This window comes from Rhizobium sp. TH135, from assembly GCF_002855515.1.
GTDB lineage: Bacteria > Pseudomonadota > Alphaproteobacteria > Rhizobiales > Rhizobiaceae > Allorhizobium.
Genome location: NZ_PKRP01000005.1, coordinates 174866 through 192260, shown reverse-complemented (window position 1 = coordinate 192260; position 17395 = coordinate 174866). Strand labels below are relative to the sequence as shown.

Below are 17395 nucleotides of genomic sequence, written 5' to 3'. Positions count from 1 at the left end.
AAATTCCTTCTAGGTCAATGGCTTTGGCAGTGATGGCGATATGGTACCCGTGTTCGGCTTCGTCAACATGACGGCAAATCCGTCCCCGGCTTGCCCGGCTATCGGACCCAACCGATCTTGGCCGCCAGCTCGGCCGGTCGATGCCCTTGCGTACCGGCGGAATCTCGCTAAAAGTGCCGCCATTCTTGATCCAGGCGGGGTTTGAGCCTCGCTCCTTCCAGACGGAACATCGACATGGCACTCCCCAAAGACGTGAAGAAAGTCGTCCTCGCCTATTCCGGCGGTCTCGACACCTCCATCATCCTGAAATGGCTTCAGACCGAACTCGGTGCAGAAGTCGTCACCTTCACGGCCGACCTCGGCCAGGGTGAAGAACTCGAGCCGGCCCGTAAGAAGGCTGAGATGCTCGGCATCAAGGAGATCTTCATCGAGGACGTGCGCGAAGAGTTCGTCCGCGATTTCGTCTTCCCGATGTTCCGCGCCAATGCCGTCTACGAAGGCGTCTACCTGCTCGGCACCTCGATCGCCCGTCCGCTGATCTCCAAGCACCTGATCGATATCGCCAAGAAGACCGGCGCAGACGCCATCGCGCACGGCGCGACCGGCAAGGGCAATGACCAGGTTCGCTTCGAACTCTCGGCTTACGCGCTCAACCCCGACATCAAGATCATCGCCCCGTGGCGCGACTGGGCTTTCAAGAGCCGCACCGATCTCTTGGCCTTCGCCGAGCAGAACCAGATCCCGGTTGCCAAGGACAAGAAGGGCGAAGCGCCTTTCTCCGTGGACGCCAACCTCCTGCACTCTTCGTCCGAGGGCAAGGTTCTCGAAGATCCTTCCGTCGAGGCCCCGGAATACGTGCACATGCGCACGATTTCTCCGGAAGCCGCTCCGGACAAGGCCACCATCATCAAGGTTGGCTTCGAAAAGGGTGATGCCGTCTCGATCAACGGCGTTCGCATGAGCCCGGCCACCCTGCTCGCCGAACTCAACACCTATGGACGCGACAACGGAATTGGCCGTCTCGATCTCGTCGAGAACCGCTTTGTCGGCATGAAGTCCCGCGGCGTCTACGAGACCCCAGGCGGCACGATCCTGCTGTCTGCCCACCGGGCCATCGAGAGCATTACGCTCGACCGTGGTGCAGCCCATCTCAAGGACGAGATCATGCCGCGCTACGCCGAGCTGATCTATTACGGCTTCTGGTTCTCGCCGGAGCGGGAGATGCTGCAGGCCCTGATCGACAAGAGCCAGGAGCATGTCGAAGGCGAAGTGACGCTTAAGCTCTACAAGGGCAATGTCATGGTCATCGGTCGCGAGTCGTCGAAGTCGCTCTATTCCGACCAGCTGGTCACCTTCGAAGACGACCAGGGCGCCTACGACCAGAAGGATGCAGCCGGCTTCATCAAGCTGAATGCGCTGCGCCTGCGCACGCTCGCCAAGCGCAATCTCGGCAAGTAATCCAGCATCGACATTCAAGATTGCCCGTCTTCCACCTGGAAGGCGGGCTTTTTCATGCCCGACGTTCGAGGTTGCGCAGCCAGAAGAAGCCGGCGACGGCGCTCAGTTCCATGAAGGGAATGATGATGCCGAAGGCGGTGAGCGGATCGCCGATCGAGGCTGCTGCGACCCCGCCCACGAAACCTGCACTCATCTGCAGGAAGCCCGTGAGGGCAGAGGCCGACCCCGCAATATGCGGGAAGGGAGCCATGCTCATCGTCACGACATGAGGGCTCAAGAAAGCGAGCCCAAAGGTGCAGACCGCCACCGGTCCCATAACGGACAGGAAGAAGGGTGGCACGAACGCGACCGACAATGCCATCGCGATGGCGCCTGTGCCGCAGAGTGCGATGCCGATCCTCGACGCAGTGAGACCTGAGATCCTGCGAGAGACGAGTTTCAGCGTGAGTGATCCCGTCAGATAGGCGCCTGATTGCATCAACATGCCCAAGCCAAACTGGGTGGGTGTCAGGCCGACCTCGTTGATCAGGACGAAGGGGAGCATGGTCGACTGGGCATAGAGGGCGCCGATCGTGCCACTGAGCACCAGGGAGGCGGCGACGAAGCGGGCATTGCCGGCGACTTCGATATAGTTGCGCCACAACTGGCCGGGCCTCAGGCGCCTCAAGTCCGGAATGATCGTTTCCCGGAGCAGCAACAACGTGAAGGCCATGGCCATCAGGCCGAAGGCAACCATCAGCAGGAAAACCGCATTCCACCCAAAGGCGGCGAGCGTTAGCCCGCCGAGGGTTGGCCCCATGGCCGGACCGACCGCGAGGAAGATGCCGATCGTATTGAGAATGCGGGAGGCATCGGCACCTGTGTAAAGGTCGCGAACGATGGCGCGTCCGACGACGACGCCGACGGATGCGCCGATGCCCTGCACAAGGCGTGCAGCCAGGATGAACTCGACGCTCGGTGCCACGAAGGCCAGAAGCGAGCCGGCCAGATAGATCGCCAGAAAGATCAGCGTTGCCTTTTTCCGTCCGAGCGCATCGGCAAGCGGCCCGGCGACCAGCTGTGCGAGAGCGAAGCCTGCGAAGAACATCGAGAGACTGAGCTTGATTGCTGCGTCCGTCGTGCCGAAGGCGCGTACGAGTTCGGGCATTGCCGGCGTATAGATCGCCATGGAAATGGGGCCGAGCGTGGTCAGGAAGGCACCGAGAAACGTGGTGCGGCGCTCGCTCATGCGCATTTGGGTCATGAAAACTCGCTCAGTGTACTACGGTTGGCGCAGCACCTCTGCCAGCGCCTGTGTGCACTTAGAGCGAATGCGTGTCGGGATCGAGTCCCGCGTCACGAGAAGTCGGGACGATCGGACGATCAGGTGTTGCGGGCGAAGAAGTCGAGGACCTTGGAATAGGAGTCTGCCACGTCCATGTCGCCGATCATTTCGGCGAGGGATTGCTGGGTCCTGTAATATTCTGCGTAGTCGAACTGCGAATCGTCTGTGAGGGTCGAGAGATCCGTGACGTTTCCGTTGCGATCGACCATCTGCAGGGGCAGCTCGGTCGAAAGCTCGCGATAGGTATTCTCGTCTATCTCGTCGCGCTGGAAGCTCTCGCTTGCGATTTCACGCATGCGCCGCGGTGTCATGCTGGCGAAGACGGACAGAGCCTCTTCGAAAACTTCCGTCTCACGGCTAACGAGCTTCTTCGGCTCGAGATCGGAGAGGCGGATGTCTGTCTGAGTATTGCTCTCTTGGACGCGGAACGACGACGCGCCGACCGGCTTGATTGGAAAGATTTCCATGGCCATGGACCGTCCTTTCATAGGATCCATCGATCTATGGGCCTATTCGAATGTACGTCAATGTTGCGAGAAAGCGGCGTTGGAAAATTCTGTTCTTTTTCACTGATTTTTGCGTGCGCGTCTTTATTCGGCCGGGATAGCATGGGGCAAATCAGTGCGCCGCCCCTGCCATGCGGTGCCCAAGGAGGTATCTGAAATGACTGAGTCGTCCGTGTTCAATCCCGCTGTCGTCGACTGGAAAGGCCTGCATGGCCTTCCGCAATTCGAGAAAGTCGGTGACGACGACTATGCGCCGGCCTTCGAGGCTGCCCTCAAGGATCATGACGCCGAGATCGATGCGATCGCGGATAATCCGGAGCCGGCCACCTTCGCCAACACCATTGTGGCGCTTGAGATTGCCGGAGATGCGCTCTCGCGCGTCTCGGCCCTCTTCTGGAACCGGGCTGGTGCCCATACCAATCCGGGCATCCAGGCTTTGGAACGCGAGATCGCGCCGAAGATGTCGCGCCACTATTCCAAGATTGGCATGAACGCAGCCCTCTTCCGCCGCATCGATGACCTTTGGACCCGACGCGATGAGCTCGGGCTCACGCTCGAGGAGACGCGTGTTCTCGAGCGTCACTGGAAGGGCTTCGTCAAGTCGGGCGCCAAGCTGCCCAAGGCCGAGCAGGAGCGCCTCGCCGCGATCAACGAGCGGCTGGCAAGCCTTGGCGCAAACTTTGGCCAGAATGTTTTGGCGGATGAATCGTCCTGGATCCTGCCGCTGTCTGGTGAAGCCGACCTCGCTGGGATCCCCGCTTTCCTGCGCGATGCGATGGCGTCGGCCGCTGCCGCCAATGGCAAGGGCCATACCCACGTGGTCACGCTCTCCCGATCGATCATCGAGCCATTCCTCACCTTCTCTGAGCGCCGTGACCTGCGCGAGATCGCGTTCAAGGCGTGGACCTCGCGTGGCATCAATGGTGGCGAGACTGACAATCGGGAGATCGTCAAGGAGACGCTCGCACTTCGGGCGGAGAAGGCGAAGCTGCTCGGCTACAAGGACTTCGCCTCCTACAAGCTCGACAATACGATGGCGAAGACACCCGAGGCCGTGAATGGTCTGCTGATGCAGGTGTGGGAAAAGGCCGTTTCCCAGGCACGAGCCGAAGAGGCCGAACTCGCCGTCTTGATCGCTGACGAGGGCAAGAACCACGAAGTCGCGCCCTGGGACTGGCGTCACTATGCGGAGAAGCTGCGGGCGCAGAAGTTCAACTTCTCGGAAGCCGAGCTGAAACCCTATCTGCAGCTTGAGAAGATCATTGAGGCCTGCTTCGACGTTGCCGGCCGCATCTTCGGAATCCGTGCGGTGCCGCTCGTAAACGTCGTCGGCTATCACCCCGACGTCCGGGTCTTCGAGATCCGTGACCGGAACGATGCATTGGTTGCTCTCTTCCTCGGCGACTATTTCGCAAGGCCGTCCAAGCGCTCGGGCGCTTGGATGAGCAGCTTCCAGGCGCAGCACCAGCTCACCTTGAAAAACGGTCGGAAGGGCGAGTTGCCGATCATCTACAACGTCTGCAATTTCGCAAAGCCGGAGCCGGGCAAGCCGGCGCTGCTGTCGCTCGACGACGCACGGACGCTTTTCCATGAATTCGGTCATGCCGCGCATGGCATGCTGTCCGACGTCACCTATCCCTCGGTATCCGGCACGGGCGTCTCGCGCGACTTCGTCGAACTGCCCTCTCAGCTTTATGAGCACTGGCTGACCGTGCCCGAGATCCTGAAGACCTATGCGGTGCACTACCAGACGGGTGAGCCGATGCCGCAGGCCCTGCTCGACAAGGTGCTGGCAGCGCGCACCTTCAATGCCGGCTTCAACACGGTGGAGTTCACCTCGTCGGCGCTGGTCGATATGGCCTTCCATACGCAAGGGCCTGTCGAGGACCCGATCGCCGTGCAGGCCGAAGTGCTGGCGAAGATCGGCATGCCGGCCTCGATCGTCATGCGCCATGCCACGCCGCACTTCCAGCACGTGTTCTCGGGCGATGGTTATTCGGCCGGCTACTATTCCTACATGTGGTCCGAAGTGCTCGATGCCGATGCCTTCGCCGCCTTCGAGGAAACCGGCAATCCCTTCGATCCGGAGATGGCGCGGAAGCTCAAGACCTATATCTATGCATCTGGAGGATCGGTCGATCCGGAAGATGCCTACAGGGCCTTTCGTGGCAAGATGCCGAGCCCGGAGGCCATGCTGAAGAAGAAAGGGCTTGCGGCTTAAGGCAGGCAGGACCGAGCAAAACCGACGCCGGCGGTAACCATCGCCGGCGCATCGGGCGTTTCCCCCTTTCGCAAATGCAAAAAACAAGGTATGAGCGCGCCAAAGTAAATCGGCGCCTCTCTCCCGTATTGCGCCCCAGCTATCAGAGATCACAAACATGAAAATGCGCAACATCGCGATTATCGCGCACGTGGACCATGGAAAAACGACCCTTGTGGACGAGCTTCTGAAGCAGTCCGGCTCTTTCCGTGAGAACCAGCGCACCGCCGAGCGCATGATGGACTCGAACGACCTCGAAAAGGAACGTGGCATCACGATCCTGGCCAAGGCGACCTCGATCGAGTGGAAGGGTCACCGCATCAACATCGTCGACACACCCGGCCACGCCGACTTCGGCGGCGAAGTCGAGCGTATTCTCTCGATGGTGGACGGCGCGATCGTTCTGGTCGACTCCTCGGAAGGCCCGATGCCGCAGACGAAGTTCGTTGTCGGCAAGGCGCTGAAGGTCGGCCTCCGCCCGATCGTCGCGATCAACAAGATCGACCGTCCGGATGGCCGCCACGAAGAAGTCATCAACGAAGTCTTCGACCTTTTCGCCAATCTCGACGCGACCGACGATCAGCTCGACTTCCCGATCCTTTACGGCTCTGGTCGCGATGGCTGGATGAACGTCAACCCGGAAGGCCCGAAGGATCAGGGCCTGGCCCCGCTTCTCGACCTCGTTCTGGAACACGTTCCGGAGCCCAAGGTTGAAGAAGGCCCGTTCCGCATGATCGGCACGCTTCTCGAAGCCAACCCCTTCCTCGGCCGTATCATCACCGGTCGTATCGCTTCCGGCTCGATCAAGCCGAACCAGGCCGTCAAGGTTCTCGCCCAGGATGGCAAGACCGTTGAAACCGGCCGTATCTCGAAGATCCTCGCGTTCCGCGGCATCGAGCGTCAGCCAATCGAAGAAGCCCATGCAGGCGATATCGTCGCCATCGCCGGCCTCTCCAAGGGCACCGTTGCCGACACCTTCTGCGATCCGTCGATCACCGAAGCCATGACCGCGCAGCCGATCGACCCGCCGACGGTCACCATGTCCTTCCTCGTCAACGACAGCCCGCTCGCCGGCACCGAAGGCGACAAGGTTACCTCGCGCGTTATCCGCGACCGCCTGTTCAAGGAAGCCGAAGGCAATGTCGCGCTGAAGATCGAAGAATCTGACGGCAAAGACTCGTTCTTCGTCTCCGGTCGCGGCGAATTGCAGCTCGCCGTTCTCATTGAGACCATGCGCCGCGAAGGCTTCGAGCTTGCCGTGTCGCGTCCGCGCGTTGTCATGCACAAGGACGAGAACGGCACCACCATGGAGCCGATCGAAGAAGTCGTCATCGACGTCGACGAAGAGCATTCCGGCGTCGTCGTTCAGAAGATGTCCGAGCGCAAGGGCGAGATGGTCGAGCTGCGTCCTTCGGGCGGCAGCCGCGTTCGTCTGCGCTTCTACGCGCCGACCCGTGGCCTCATCGGCTACCAGTCGGAACTGCTGACCGACACGCGCGGCACGGCGATCATGAACCGCCTGTTCCACGATTATCAGCCCTTCAAGGGTGCGATCACCGGTCGCGTCAACGGCGTCCTTCTTTCCAACCAGTCCGGTGAAGCCGTCGCCTATGCGATGTTCAACCTGGAAGATCGCGGCCCGATGATCATCGAGCCAGGCGAGAAGGTCTATGCCGGCATGATCATCGGCATTCACACCCGTGACAACGACCTCGAGGTCAACGTCCTCAAGGGCAAGCAGCTGACCAACATCCGTTCGGCCGGCAAGGACGAAGCTGTCAAGCTGACCCCGCCGATCCGCATGACGCTCGACCGCGCGCTGTCCTGGATCCAGGACGACGAGCTGATGGAAGTCACGCCGAAGTCGATCCGTCTGCGCAAGATGTTCCTCGATGCGAACGACCGCAAGCGCATGGAAAAGTCCAAGGCTGCTATCTGAGGCGCAAGTCTCTGAAAATATGTCTCGTTTTGAAACCCCGGTCTTCCAGGCCGGGGTTTTGTTTGTGCATCCACCTCCTTCTGCCTTGCGAGTATTCTTAAAAAAGCGTTAAATTTTGCCCGTGGACCGATGCAGGTCCAGGCTCCGCGTCTCCTCAGTCGAGCGCGCCAGGGTGGGTTTACGTTATGAAGACGTTGTCGATCGACATGCGCTTGGCAGGTCCCGGTGATGCCGCAGCGATCGCTGACGCTCACCGAAATGCCTGGACACACGCCTATTCCGGCATCATCCCCTATCGTGCCCTGACCCGGATGATCGAGCGCCGCGGCGAAAGCTGGTGGCGCAAGGCGACGCGTGGGCCCGCCACCATCCTGCTTGCCGAGGTGGCCGGCACCGTCGCCGGCTATGCCTCACTTGGCTATAACCGCGCCCGCGCCTTGCCGCATGAAGGCGAGATCTATGAGATTTACCTCAGGCCCGAATATCAGGGAATCGGCCTCGGCTATCAGCTGTTCCATGAGGCAAAGCGCACGCTGAAATCGCTCGGCTGCAACGGCATGGTCGTCTGGTGCCTCGAGGACAGCGAGATTGCCGCCAATTTCTTCCGCTCGAATGGCGGCGTCGATGCCGTCGAGGGCATGGAAGACTTCGACGATGTGCATCTGAAGAAGCTCGGCTTCATCTGGAACTGACCGAAAGCGTCGGTCTATTCCAACACATATCCTTCGGGCCAGCTGAACGTCCTGTCGCTGGTGAGTTGGCCACGCTCGCCATACCAGAGCGGTGACTGCATGCCGCAATCGAACCCCGCCGCAACCTGATCTGCCACCTGACGGGCCAAGAGGTTCGCATTGGCGTTGGCCTTCGCATCGACCATCCCGACAAAGCATGAGCCTTGATAGTCCGGTGTGGCGACGCGGGAGATGACGAGAACTTGGCCCGTGCTTTCCGGGCTCGGTGAGCCATCCGGACCAGGGTTTTCGATGAACCAGCGCAGGATGGCCGCGAAAGGCTTGCCGGACGCATCCCGCCGCCACTCGATCTTGTCATTCACCCGGTTGAAGGCGCTGAAACTCTCGAAGGCGCCGTGCTGCAGCTCGCGGTCGACGGGGCCAAAGAGTACGCTCTGGCGCAGGTCGCCCTCCTTGAAATGCACCTCCAGACCCTTGAAGCCCTTGCACAGCAAGCTGGCACCCATCGCGTCGGCTTCGATGGTCTGGCAGTTGTCGAGGTTGAGATCGGTATAGGCGCTGTCGTTGGCGTGGACTGCTGCCGCGACGAACATGCTTGCGGCAAGCATCACCGCGATCGGCAAAGGGCTGGTGGCATGCATCGTCTGGCATCCTCGTATTCCACCGGCGGGGCGGAGGGGCTTCTCCCAAAGCCGTGTTGCATTGCGCCATATTTCGCATTAGGTAGCGCAGGAATTCAACACTCTACGGGGTCCAATAATATGCGTATTGATGCAATTGCCATCGGCAAGAACCCGCCGGAAGACATCAACGTCATCGTCGAAGTTCCTGTCGGCGGCCAGCCGATCAAGTATGAGATGGACAAGGACGCCGGCACGCTCGTCGTCGACCGCTTCCTCTACACCCCGATGACCTATCCGGGCAATTACGGCTTCGTGCCGCACACGCTCTGCAAGGACGGCGACCCGCTCGACGTTCTGATCTGCAACACGCGCCCGCTCGTTCCGGGCTGCGTCATCAATGTTCGCCCGATCGGCGTGATGATGATGGAAGACGATGGCGGCATGGACGAGAAGATTCTCGCCGTTCCGGTACCGAAGCTGACGCGTCGCTACGACAAGATCGCCAACTACACGGATCTTCCGGAAATCACGCTGAAGCAGATCCAGCACTTCTTCGAGCACTACAAGGATCTGGAGCCCGGCAAGTGGGTGAAGATCGGCGACTGGATGGATGTCGATGCTGCAAAGCAGATCATCCTGGACTCGATCCAGCGCGCCAAGGACGAAGGCAAGTAAGCTCAGGCTGAAGCCAGCGCTCCTATCCGCGATTGCAAATCCTCCGGGTCGCCCTCGATCCGGAGGATTTTTTGTCTCGAGGTTTCGCCCGAGACAACAGATATCGAGGACTTCGGCACCTTCAGGGCTTTCGAAAGCACGGCGATGAGGGCCTTGTTGGCCTTGCCCTTTTCCGGCACGGCGGTCACGCGCGCCTTGAGATGCGCCAGACCGTCGGCGCCAACCTCCACTCCGTCAAACGCATCGCGCCCGCCGTTCGGTGTCAGCCGGACAGCGAGCAGGATATGGTCATGGCCAAGACGGCAGGGGCTTGTCACGCCACTAGCGGGTAGATGCTGTTCCAGAGGAAGGAACGCAGGAAGAAGATGATCAGCAGCAAGACGATCGGCGAGATGTCGATGCCGCCGAGATCCGGCATGAAGCGGCGGATCGGGCGCAGCACTGGCTCGGTGACGTTGTAGAAGAACTGTCCGAGCGTCGCCACGAAGCGGTTGCTGGAGTTGATCACGTTGAAGGCAAAGAGCCAGGAGAAGATGGCACTGCCGATCAGAATCCAGGTGAAGATGCTCAAGGCAAGGTCGATCGTCTGAAACAGTGCGTACATTCAGGTCTCCATTTCTCGGTTGACAGAGATGTAGACATTGGCGACTTAACGGACAAGTGGATGGGGCCCACGCAATCCGAATCATGTTTAACGGCGGGCCCGTCCCCGCAGTCCAAGGTATTGTTCGATGCACGCCTCCTCAGCCGACGACCGTTTTGCTGCGTTCCGGCATTCTTCCTACACGCGCTTCTTCTTTGCCCGCTTCCTCGGCGCTTTCGCCACCCAGATCCTCAGCGTGTCGGTCGGTTGGCAGATGTACGACATGACGGGCAATGTCTTCTATCTCGGCCTGATCGGTCTCGTGCAGTTCCTGCCATCGCTCTTGCTGATCCTGGTCACCGGCTCCGTGGCCGACCGGTATAATCGTCGTGCCATCGTTTCCATCTGCATGATTGTCAGCGCCATCTGTGCCGGCGCGTTGCTCGGGCTTACGATTGCCGACGCGTTCGAGCCGACCATCGTCTTTGCCATTCTGGTTGTCTTCGGCATCGAGCGCGCCTTTGCAGCGCCTGCGGTTCAGTCGCTTGCGCCCAATCTGGTGCCGCAGAAGGATCTGTCGAACGCAGTTGCCTGGAACTCATCTTCCTGGCAGACGGCTTCGATTGTCGGTCCGGTCGCCGGCGGCCTGCTCTATGGGGCAAGTCCCGTCGTTGCCTATTCCGTGTCCTTCGGCTTCTTTGCGGCTGCTGCGATCCTCGTCTTCCTGGTCAAGCGTCCGCCGCAGCGGAAGTCCGAAAAGGCTGTGACGCTCGATACGCTGTTTGCCGGCTTCCGCTTCATCTTCGGTGAAAAGGTCGTCCTGGGTGCGATTTCGCTCGATCTTTTCGCGGTGCTGCTCGGTGGTGCGGTTGCCTTGATGCCGGTCTTTGCACGTGACATTCTCGATCTCGGTCCCTGGGGCCTCGGCCTTTTGCGCGCTGCACCGGGGATCGGCGCCATCATCGTCGCGATCGCGCTTGCAAGCTTCCCCATCCGCCACAATGCCGGGACCTTCATGTTCATCGGCGTCGCCCTTTTCGGCGTCGGGACGATCCTGTTCGGCTTCTCCGAGACGGCCTGGCTGTCGATCTTCGCGCTGATGCTGATGGGCGCCGCCGACATGGCGTCCGTCTATGTTCGCGAGACGCTGATTGCGCTCTGGACCCCGGACGAGGTCCGCGGCCGGGTCAACGCGGTCAACATGGTCTTTGTCGGCGCCTCGAACGAACTCGGTGAGTTCCGGGCCGGCACCATGGCGCATTTCATCGGGCCGGTGCCTGCCGTCGTGCTTGGTGGCTTCGGTACGCTCGCCGTTGCTGTGGTCTGGGCGCTGGGCTTCCCGCAATTGCGCAAGATCGACAGTCTCGAAGCGCCGGAGCGTCAGGAAGCGCGCTGATCGCGATTGAAGATCAGGTCTAGGTAATCGGAGAGCCAGGCACGCAGCGGCGCGTCGAAGATCATCCGGCCTTCCAGATGTTCGCGCCCCTGCTGAGCATTCGGTAGCACGAAACGATGGGCACCATGGACCACCCAGCGGTGCATCATGGCGCGGGTCAGTTCTGCATGGAACTGCACGGCCCAGGCGTTCTCACCATAGCGGAATGCCTGGTTCGGATAGATGTCTCCCGTCGCCAGCAGCTTGGCGCCCTGTGGTAGGCTGAAGCCCTCGCGGTGGAAGTGATAGACCATCTTCGGCCAGTGCATCAGCAGGCGGCCATGTTCGGTCGGCTTTATCGGATACCAGCCGATTTCGGTGCGCTCGTCCCGGTCGGCCTCCACCTTGCCGCCGAGGTGACGAACCAGCATTTGAGCGCCGAGGCAGATTCCGAGGAAGGGCTTGTTTTCCTTGAGCGGCACGTCGAGCCAGTTGATTTCGGTCTTGATGTAGTCGTCGGGATCGTTCGCACTCATCGGACCGCCAAAGACGACAGCGCCCGCATGGTCCGCCAAGGTTTTTGGCAGAGCCTGCCCGAGTACCGGACGGCGGATGTCGAGGGGATAGCCTTTCTCCTCCAACATCTGGCCGACACGGCCGGGGCTCGATCTCTCCTGGTGCAGGACGATCAGGACAGGCTGCTTGCGATCGCGCGGGCGCGATCGTTCGTCACTTGGCATCGTCGATCGCTCCAAGGCCGGCCCGTTCGGCCGCTTCCTGCCGTTGGACGATGCGTTCACGCCCGGATACGCCGAGCAGGTCGGCGACCCGCCAGATGGCATGGTCTTCCATCTCGCTGCGGCTTCCGTCTGCATAGACGATATCCCAGAGGATGCCGACCAGATGTTGGCGCTCGTCCTCGTTCAACTGTCGCTTCAGTTCCGTGGTGAAGCGGTAGTAATCGACCGCCTCGCTCTCGGCGTCTTGACCGGCTGCGATCAAGGCGTCGAGGTCGCTTTCTTCGAGCCCGTATTCCTCCTTGAGAATTTCCCGCAGTTTTGCCTTCTCGGCGTCGCGGACGACGCCGTCCGCTTCCATGACCTGGAGACAGAGGGCGGCAACGGCGATCCGCGGATCGTCAGGTGCAAAGACCGCCCTGGGGCGGTCCTGCATTACGGATTGGAAGAAGGATTGCAGGCGATCGAGCATACCGGTTCCTGTCAGAAGAGTTTCAGGCGGGTCTTGGGTTCTGGGGCCGCGAGCGCCGGATCCTTGACGCCGGGATCATCGGGAGGGCGACCGAAGAAGGGTTCGACGACCGCTGGCTCCTTTACGGGCATGCTTTCCTTTGACGCATCGACCACTGGGGCCCCCTGCTTCGTCGGCTTTGCCAAAGGCACCTCTGGCTCTGCCGATTTCGCCGAAACCTCACCGTCGATCACCTGGCCTTTTGTCTCCACCACCTTCGGGCGTGTCGGCTCGACCACAGGCTCGGGCTTGGCTGCAGTTTCCGTCCGCGCGACAGGAGGAAGGGATGCGAGCGCTTTCTCGCCTTGGGATGTTGTGCCTTCCTCGACCGGGCCGGCCAACTGGTCGAAGGGCGTCTTCCATTCGAAGGCGTCGAGGCGGCCGGTAACTGGCGAGATCGGCATCCAGCGCTCGGACACGTGGCCGTCGGCCACCCAGGACGGATCTCTCGGTGCTTTGAGCGCCTGACCCATCCAATGGCGGATACGGCCCTGGTCGCCGGTCTCGGCTTCTTCGATATCGGCGAGCAGCAAATAGACGCGTTCGCGCGAGGCGATGCGGGCCGCCGCTTCGGCCTTGGCACGGGCCTTCTTGAAGTCCTGCGTATCGAGCGCTGCTTCCGCAACGGCCAGCAGGGACTCGTAGTTGTTCGGCTTCAGAGCTTCCAGCTTTTCCGCCTTCTTAAGCCGGTCGACGGCGCTGTCACCGCTGCGGGCACGGACATAAGCGCGGGCGATTTCCGGATGCGGCTCGATCTTCCAGACCTGCTCCAGGGTGTTCGACGCCTTGCGCAGATTGTCTTCGCGCATGTAGGCCTTGGCAGCGACGATGGCCGCGGGCACCAGATCCTTGGCGAGTTTCAACGCCTTCAAGGCACTGTCGCGCGCACCGGCCGGATCGGCTTCCAGCTGGTCTTCGGCTTTTGCGGTGAGCAGCACCGCCTTCAGGCGTTCAGCTTCATGACGTTCAAGAACGTGGGCGATTTTCTGCTGATCGAGCAGGCGGATCGCATCGTCCCAATGACCGGCGCGGCAGCGATGTTCCAGCGTCGCCTTCGCTGCCCATGGCAGGTAAGGCGCCGCCTCTGCTGCGGTTTCGGCATATTGTCGAGCAGCCTCATGCGCGCCGAGGCGATTCGCTTCCACATAGAGACCGCGAAGCCCAAGCTCCCGGGTCTCCGGATCCTCGGACATCTCCTGGAACAGGCGACGCGCCTCGTCGTGACGTCCCTCGATCAGGGCTGCCTGGGCGTCGAGCACGCGGATCAGTGGCTCCTGGTCGGCGCGGATCAGGCCACGGGCGCGGGCGCTCATCTTGCGGGCGAGAATGGCATTGCCAGCGCCGGCTGCGATCAGCCCGGTGGATATCGCCTGATAGCCGCGGTCCCGTTTGCGGGCGCGGAAAAAGCGGCGGACCGAATGGGGCGAGGTCCAGACTGCGCGGAGCAGCCACCACAGGAGCATGAGGGTGGCGACGAGGGCGACGAGCGCCGTCACCGCGACGATGAGATCGGTATTGTATTGTTGGCCTTCCCAGATCAGCGAGATTTCACCGGGACGATCGGCCACCCAGGAAAAGCCGAAGCCTAGCGCCAGGATAAAACCGAAGAAGAAGAGGATCTTGAGGATGGTGGTCATGCGTCAGCCTCCGTTCCCGGCCACAGTCTGGGACAGGGCGGCGGCAACGCGCTCCTCGGCCTCGATCCTGTTTTTCAGCTTGGTCGAAAATTCGGTGGATGCCTGCTTGCCGGCCTCGGGCAGCGTGTCCCATTCAAGGGCAGCACCCTTCAGGTCGCCGTTCTGCAGCTTGTTTTCGACGCGGGCAACGATGGCCTCGGGCGTCTCGCCTTCGACATTGCCGACGGGCCGAACCTTGACCAGAGACCGGGCGCTTGCGAGCAGACGGTCCGTCCAGCCTTCGCCGGTTGCCGGCTGGTTGATGGCGGCGAGGATGTCTTCTGCGACCTGATTGAAGTCGCGTGCAAGATCCGAGCGGGACGGCACACCCGCGCTCGCAAGCGGGGTAAGTGCTGCAATGGCGGGGTCTTCCGGCGAAACGCTCTTCAGCGCGTCGAGCTCCGACAGGAAGGGGCCGCCGCGATCGATGGCGGTCTTGAGGCCAGCCAAGGCAATTGCCCGCGCCATTTCCACATCGCTGCGCGGCTCTTCGAGCTTGCGCTCAGCTTCCGTCAGGCGGGTCGTGCTCTGGTCCAGCGCCTGCTTGTTGCTGGCGATTTCAGCACGCAGGGATTCGATTGCCTGTTCGGCGGCTACCAGCTGGGTCTTCAATGCTTCAACCGCAGCCGCATCGACTGCGGGAGCCGAGTTTGTATTTGCAACGCTGGTTTCCAGCGCCGCTATGCGTTCGGCAAGGGCAGGGTCGGTCGACGGTGCTGCCGGTTGCGCCGCCAAGCGGGCGACGTCCGCCTTGAGGGCATCCAACTCTGTTGTGTCGATGGCTGGTGCCTCCGTCCTCTGCTCCGGACCGATGCCCGGGACGATCCCGGCATATTGCATGCTGCCAGCAAGGGCGAGCGCCACAAGGCCACCGAAGATACCGGAGGCGACCAGCGTCGAGGTTGGGGGCGACTGGCGGACGGGCTCCTTGGCGGGGGTGGCTTCGGTGTTCGCCGTGCTGTCGGCGGGCGTTTCACTCTCGGCGGCCGACGTGGTTGCTTCCGAAGGCTCGGGTGTCGGTGTCCAGGGATCGGCAGGCGTATCGGCTGGGGCGTCGCTTGCTGCCGCGGTGTTCATTGCCGCTTCGTCTGTCACGAAAGACGAGGTTGTGGCATCGGACTTCGTATCCGAGGCGCCATCTTCCTTCGGCGTCGCGGTTTCCTCGGCGGTCAGGTCGATTGTCACCGGATCATCGGTGGCTTTCGATCGACGGGGTGGCTTTCCGGAAACCATGGCAACCTCTTCATTTCGCGCGTGTGATTAAACCTAGTCAGTCCTCATGGCGAAGGAAAGGCCTGAGGTTCCATTTCACGCGGCACTGCATCAAAGCAGAAGAAGCAGTTGATCCTCCCGAGGTTCCATCGACCACTGGCTGTTGGGCTGAATTTCTGCGGGGAGCGCCCTGGCGATTTTTTCGCTGAGACACAGGAAACGCACCTGTTGCCAGTCGAGCTGGTCACGCGTGGCATGATGAAGTTCGCCGATGCGGCGGGCCGTTTCCGCGGAATAGACGAGAATTGCCTCCGGCATCGGCGTCAGTGTTTCGATGACGTCGAGATCGTCGGGAGCGGCCGGCACCATCCGGTAACATTCGCGTACATCGATCGCTCGACCGGCTTGCTGCAGGTCGGTTTCGAAGTCGGGTGAGCGGGGCGTACCGGTCAGGTAGAGGATCGGTGTTGTTGCATCGTGCGTCGCGACCAAGAGGCTCGCCAGGGATCGCCCGTCGCCATCGGCAATCGAGACATCCGCAAATCCGGCATCGCTGGCCGCGCGTGCGGTCGCGCGGCCAACCGCAAAGAGCGGCAGGGCGAGCAAAGCCTGCCTGTTTTCTTGTGGCAATGCCTCCAGAACCCGGATCGCCTCGGCGCTGGTGACGGCTATGGCGGCCGTATCGGGCAGTGCAGGCGTTACCAGCGCATGCGGCTCATGGATTGCCTGCATCAGCGGCAGCAGGACGGGCTCATGGCCACGACGCTCGAGCTCGGCGGCGGTTCTGGCCGATGCCGGTTCGGGGCGCGTCACCAGAACGCGCATTTGTCAGTTCCAGCTATCGAAGAAGTCGCTGCCAGCCTTGCTGCGCACCGTTCCACCTGCCGTGGCGCCCAGCACTGCGGCCGCCGTGCGGCTGCCTTCGATCTCCACATCGTGCCAGCGGCTGCCATCGGGCGTGAGGATCATGCCGGCAAAGCGGATTGCGTCCCCATCGACCGTCGCATGGCCCGCAATCGGCGTACGGCAGGAGCCGTCGAGGGCGCCGAGGAAGGCTCGCTCGCAGCTGACCGCATCGAAGGTGTCATGGTGATTGATCGCCTCCAGCAATTCGCTCACCCTGGTATCGCCGATGCGGCTCTCGATGCAGATCGCGCCCTGGGCGGGGGCCGGAGGAAAATCGCTGGGGTCGAGCAGTTCGGTCGGAACGTCCGGCTTGCCGAGGCGCTTCAGGCCGGCGAAGGCGAGCAGGGTCGCATCCACTTCGCCGTCGGCGAGCTTGCGCAGGCGGGTGTCGACAAGGCCACGGAAGGTGATGACGTTGATGTCAGGGCGGATGCGGCGGATGAGGGCCTGGCGACGCAGTGAAGACGAGCCGACGGTCGCGCCGTGCGGAAGCTCCTTCAGCGTTGGAGCCGTGCGCCCGACAACGGCGTCGCGAACATCTTCCCGCGGCAGGAAGGCCGACAGGAACAGACCTTCGGGCAATTTGGTCGGCATGTCCTTGGAGGAATGGACCGCAAAGTCGAGATCGCCCGAGAGGAGCTGATCCTCCAGCTCCTCGGTGAACAGCCCCTTGCCGCCGATTTCGGATAGCGCACGATCGGTGATGCGGTCGCCCTTGGTCGAGAGCACGACGATCTCGAACATGTCTTCGGGAAGGTCATGCGCCACCATGAGGCGTGCCCGTGTCTCAGACGCCTGGGCCAGAGCGAGCGGGCTGCCCCGCGTGCCGATGCGGAAAGGTTTTGTTTGCATCCGAACTTGTCCGTTGTTACCGACAGATTTCGTAGACCGGTTTCTCGGCGACCGCAATCAATGAAC

Annotated in this window: 17 protein-coding genes; 6 read left to right on the top strand and 11 right to left on the bottom strand. The window is 61.6% G+C overall.

What is annotated here, in order from left to right; genetic code table 11:
* Positions 1-234 precede the first annotated feature (234 nt).
* On the top strand, positions 235-1458 hold the full coding sequence (locus C0V73_RS16130; RefSeq protein ID WP_102021020.1) for an argininosuccinate synthase: 1224 nt from the start codon (positions 235-237) through the stop codon (positions 1456-1458).
* A gap of 52 nt (positions 1459-1510) precedes the next feature.
* Here the strand turns inward: C0V73_RS16130 and C0V73_RS16125 are convergent, their stop codons facing one another.
* Entirely contained in the window at positions 1511-2701 is a 1191-nt protein-coding gene (locus tag C0V73_RS16125) for a multidrug effflux MFS transporter (RefSeq protein ID WP_172450202.1), read from the bottom strand.
* A 119-nt stretch (positions 2702-2820) separates the two neighbouring features.
* Positions 2821-3255 carry a hypothetical protein gene (locus C0V73_RS16120; RefSeq protein ID WP_245408002.1) on the bottom strand — a complete coding sequence of 145 codons (435 nt, stop codon included), beginning with the start codon at positions 3253-3255 and terminating at the stop codon, positions 2821-2823.
* Positions 3256-3445: 190 nt separating this feature from the next.
* Here C0V73_RS16120 and C0V73_RS16115 point away from each other — a divergent pair, with 190 nt between their 5' ends.
* From C0V73_RS16115 to C0V73_RS16105, 3 genes are all read left to right on the top strand, one after another.
* Positions 3446-5509 carry a M3 family metallopeptidase gene (locus C0V73_RS16115; RefSeq protein WP_102021019.1) on the top strand — a complete coding sequence of 688 codons (2064 nt, stop codon included), beginning with the start codon at positions 3446-3448 and terminating at the stop codon, positions 5507-5509.
* A gap of 157 nt (positions 5510-5666) precedes the next feature.
* Positions 5667-7487, top strand: coding sequence for a translational GTPase TypA (typA, locus tag C0V73_RS16110; RefSeq protein ID WP_102021018.1), 1821 nt, complete (start codon positions 5667-5669; stop codon positions 7485-7487).
* A 185-nt stretch (positions 7488-7672) separates the two neighbouring features.
* Complete coding sequence (locus tag C0V73_RS16105) at positions 7673-8179, top strand: GNAT family N-acetyltransferase (RefSeq protein WP_102021017.1); 507 nt, start codon at positions 7673-7675, stop codon at positions 8177-8179.
* Between the two features lie 14 nt (positions 8180-8193).
* Here the strand turns inward: C0V73_RS16105 and C0V73_RS16100 are convergent, their stop codons facing one another.
* Positions 8194-8820: a hypothetical protein gene (locus tag C0V73_RS16100; RefSeq protein WP_102021016.1), complete on the bottom strand. Its 627-nt coding sequence runs from the start codon at positions 8818-8820 to the stop codon at positions 8194-8196.
* Positions 8821-8940: 120 nt separating this feature from the next.
* Between C0V73_RS16100 and ppa the strand changes: the two genes are divergently transcribed.
* Positions 8941-9477, top strand: a complete 537-nt coding sequence (gene ppa, locus C0V73_RS16095) for an inorganic diphosphatase (RefSeq protein ID WP_102021015.1) — start codon at positions 8941-8943, stop codon at positions 9475-9477.
* Between the two features lie 2 nt (positions 9478-9479).
* Here ppa and C0V73_RS16090 read toward each other — a convergent pair whose 3' ends face one another.
* Entirely contained in the window at positions 9480-9794 is a 315-nt protein-coding gene (locus tag C0V73_RS16090) for a DUF167 domain-containing protein (RefSeq protein WP_102021014.1), read from the bottom strand.
* Positions 9791-10081, bottom strand: a complete 291-nt coding sequence (locus tag C0V73_RS16085) for a YggT family protein (RefSeq protein WP_102021013.1) — start codon at positions 10079-10081, stop codon at positions 9791-9793. The genes C0V73_RS16090 and C0V73_RS16085 overlap by 4 nt, the downstream gene beginning before the upstream one ends.
* Positions 10082-10208: 127 nt before the next feature.
* Here C0V73_RS16085 and C0V73_RS16080 point away from each other — a divergent pair, with 127 nt between their 5' ends.
* A complete protein-coding gene (locus C0V73_RS16080) occupies positions 10209-11456 on the top strand; it encodes an MFS transporter (protein ID WP_102021012.1) in 1248 nt (415 codons plus the stop codon).
* Here C0V73_RS16080 and C0V73_RS16075 read toward each other — a convergent pair.
* The 6 genes from C0V73_RS16075 to hemC all read right to left on the bottom strand — a co-directional run bounded on the left by C0V73_RS16075 (position 11441) and on the right by hemC (position 17329).
* Positions 11441-12175 (bottom strand): glutamine amidotransferase, encoded by a 735-nt coding sequence (locus C0V73_RS16075; RefSeq protein WP_102021011.1) that lies wholly within the window; start codon positions 12173-12175, stop codon positions 11441-11443. The genes C0V73_RS16080 and C0V73_RS16075 overlap by 16 nt on opposite strands.
* Entirely contained in the window at positions 12165-12644 is a 480-nt protein-coding gene (locus tag C0V73_RS16070; protein ID WP_102021010.1) for a TerB family tellurite resistance protein, read from the bottom strand. The genes C0V73_RS16075 and C0V73_RS16070 overlap by 11 nt, the downstream gene beginning before the upstream one ends.
* 11 nt (positions 12645-12655) lie before the next feature.
* Positions 12656-14320, bottom strand: coding sequence for a heme biosynthesis protein HemY (locus C0V73_RS16065; RefSeq protein ID WP_245408001.1), 1665 nt, complete (start codon positions 14318-14320; stop codon positions 12656-12658).
* A gap of 3 nt (positions 14321-14323) precedes the next feature.
* Complete coding sequence (locus C0V73_RS16060) at positions 14324-15592, bottom strand: mitofilin family membrane protein (RefSeq protein ID WP_102021009.1); 1269 nt, start codon at positions 15590-15592, stop codon at positions 14324-14326.
* Between the two features lie 90 nt (positions 15593-15682).
* Positions 15683-16396 (bottom strand): uroporphyrinogen-III synthase, encoded by a 714-nt coding sequence (locus C0V73_RS16055; RefSeq protein WP_102021008.1) that lies wholly within the window; start codon positions 16394-16396, stop codon positions 15683-15685.
* Between the two features lie 3 nt (positions 16397-16399).
* The gene (hemC, locus tag C0V73_RS16050) at positions 16400-17329 is read right to left on the bottom strand and encodes a hydroxymethylbilane synthase (protein ID WP_102021007.1); all 930 of its coding nucleotides are present in this window, start codon (positions 17327-17329) and stop codon (positions 16400-16402) included.
* Positions 17330-17395 lie beyond the last annotated feature (66 nt).

Bases quoted from the DNA above. Each gene is read 5' to 3' on its own strand.
- C0V73_RS16130 (WP_102021020.1), top strand. From the start codon at position 235: ATGGCACTCCCCAAAGACGTGAAGAAAGTCGTCCTCGCCTATTCCGGC.
- C0V73_RS16125 (WP_172450202.1), bottom strand. From the start codon at position 2,701: ATGACCCAAATGCGCATGAGCGAGCGCCGCACCACGTTTCTCGGTGCC.
- C0V73_RS16120 (WP_245408002.1), bottom strand. From the start codon at position 3,255: ATGGCCATGGAAATCTTTCCAATCAAGCCGGTCGGCGCGTCGTCGTTC.
- C0V73_RS16115 (WP_102021019.1), top strand. From the start codon at position 3,446: ATGACTGAGTCGTCCGTGTTCAATCCCGCTGTCGTCGACTGGAAAGGC.
- typA (WP_102021018.1), top strand. From the start codon at position 5,667: ATGAAAATGCGCAACATCGCGATTATCGCGCACGTGGACCATGGAAAA.
- C0V73_RS16105 (WP_102021017.1), top strand. From the start codon at position 7,673: ATGAAGACGTTGTCGATCGACATGCGCTTGGCAGGTCCCGGTGATGCC.
- C0V73_RS16100 (WP_102021016.1), bottom strand. From the start codon at position 8,820: ATGCATGCCACCAGCCCTTTGCCGATCGCGGTGATGCTTGCCGCAAGC.
- ppa (WP_102021015.1), top strand. From the start codon at position 8,941: ATGCGTATTGATGCAATTGCCATCGGCAAGAACCCGCCGGAAGACATC.
- C0V73_RS16085 (WP_102021013.1), bottom strand. From the start codon at position 10,081: ATGTACGCACTGTTTCAGACGATCGACCTTGCCTTGAGCATCTTCACC.
- C0V73_RS16080 (WP_102021012.1), top strand. From the start codon at position 10,209: ATGCACGCCTCCTCAGCCGACGACCGTTTTGCTGCGTTCCGGCATTCT.
- C0V73_RS16075 (WP_102021011.1), bottom strand. From the start codon at position 12,175: ATGCCAAGTGACGAACGATCGCGCCCGCGCGATCGCAAGCAGCCTGTC.
- C0V73_RS16070 (WP_102021010.1), bottom strand. From the start codon at position 12,644: ATGCTCGATCGCCTGCAATCCTTCTTCCAATCCGTAATGCAGGACCGC.
- C0V73_RS16065 (WP_245408001.1), bottom strand. From the start codon at position 14,320: ATGACCACCATCCTCAAGATCCTCTTCTTCTTCGGTTTTATCCTGGCG.
- C0V73_RS16060 (WP_102021009.1), bottom strand. From the start codon at position 15,592: ATGGTTTCCGGAAAGCCACCCCGTCGATCGAAAGCCACCGATGATCCG.
- C0V73_RS16055 (WP_102021008.1), bottom strand. From the start codon at position 16,396: ATGCGCGTTCTGGTGACGCGCCCCGAACCGGCATCGGCCAGAACCGCC.
- hemC (WP_102021007.1), bottom strand. From the start codon at position 17,329: ATGCAAACAAAACCTTTCCGCATCGGCACGCGGGGCAGCCCGCTCGCT.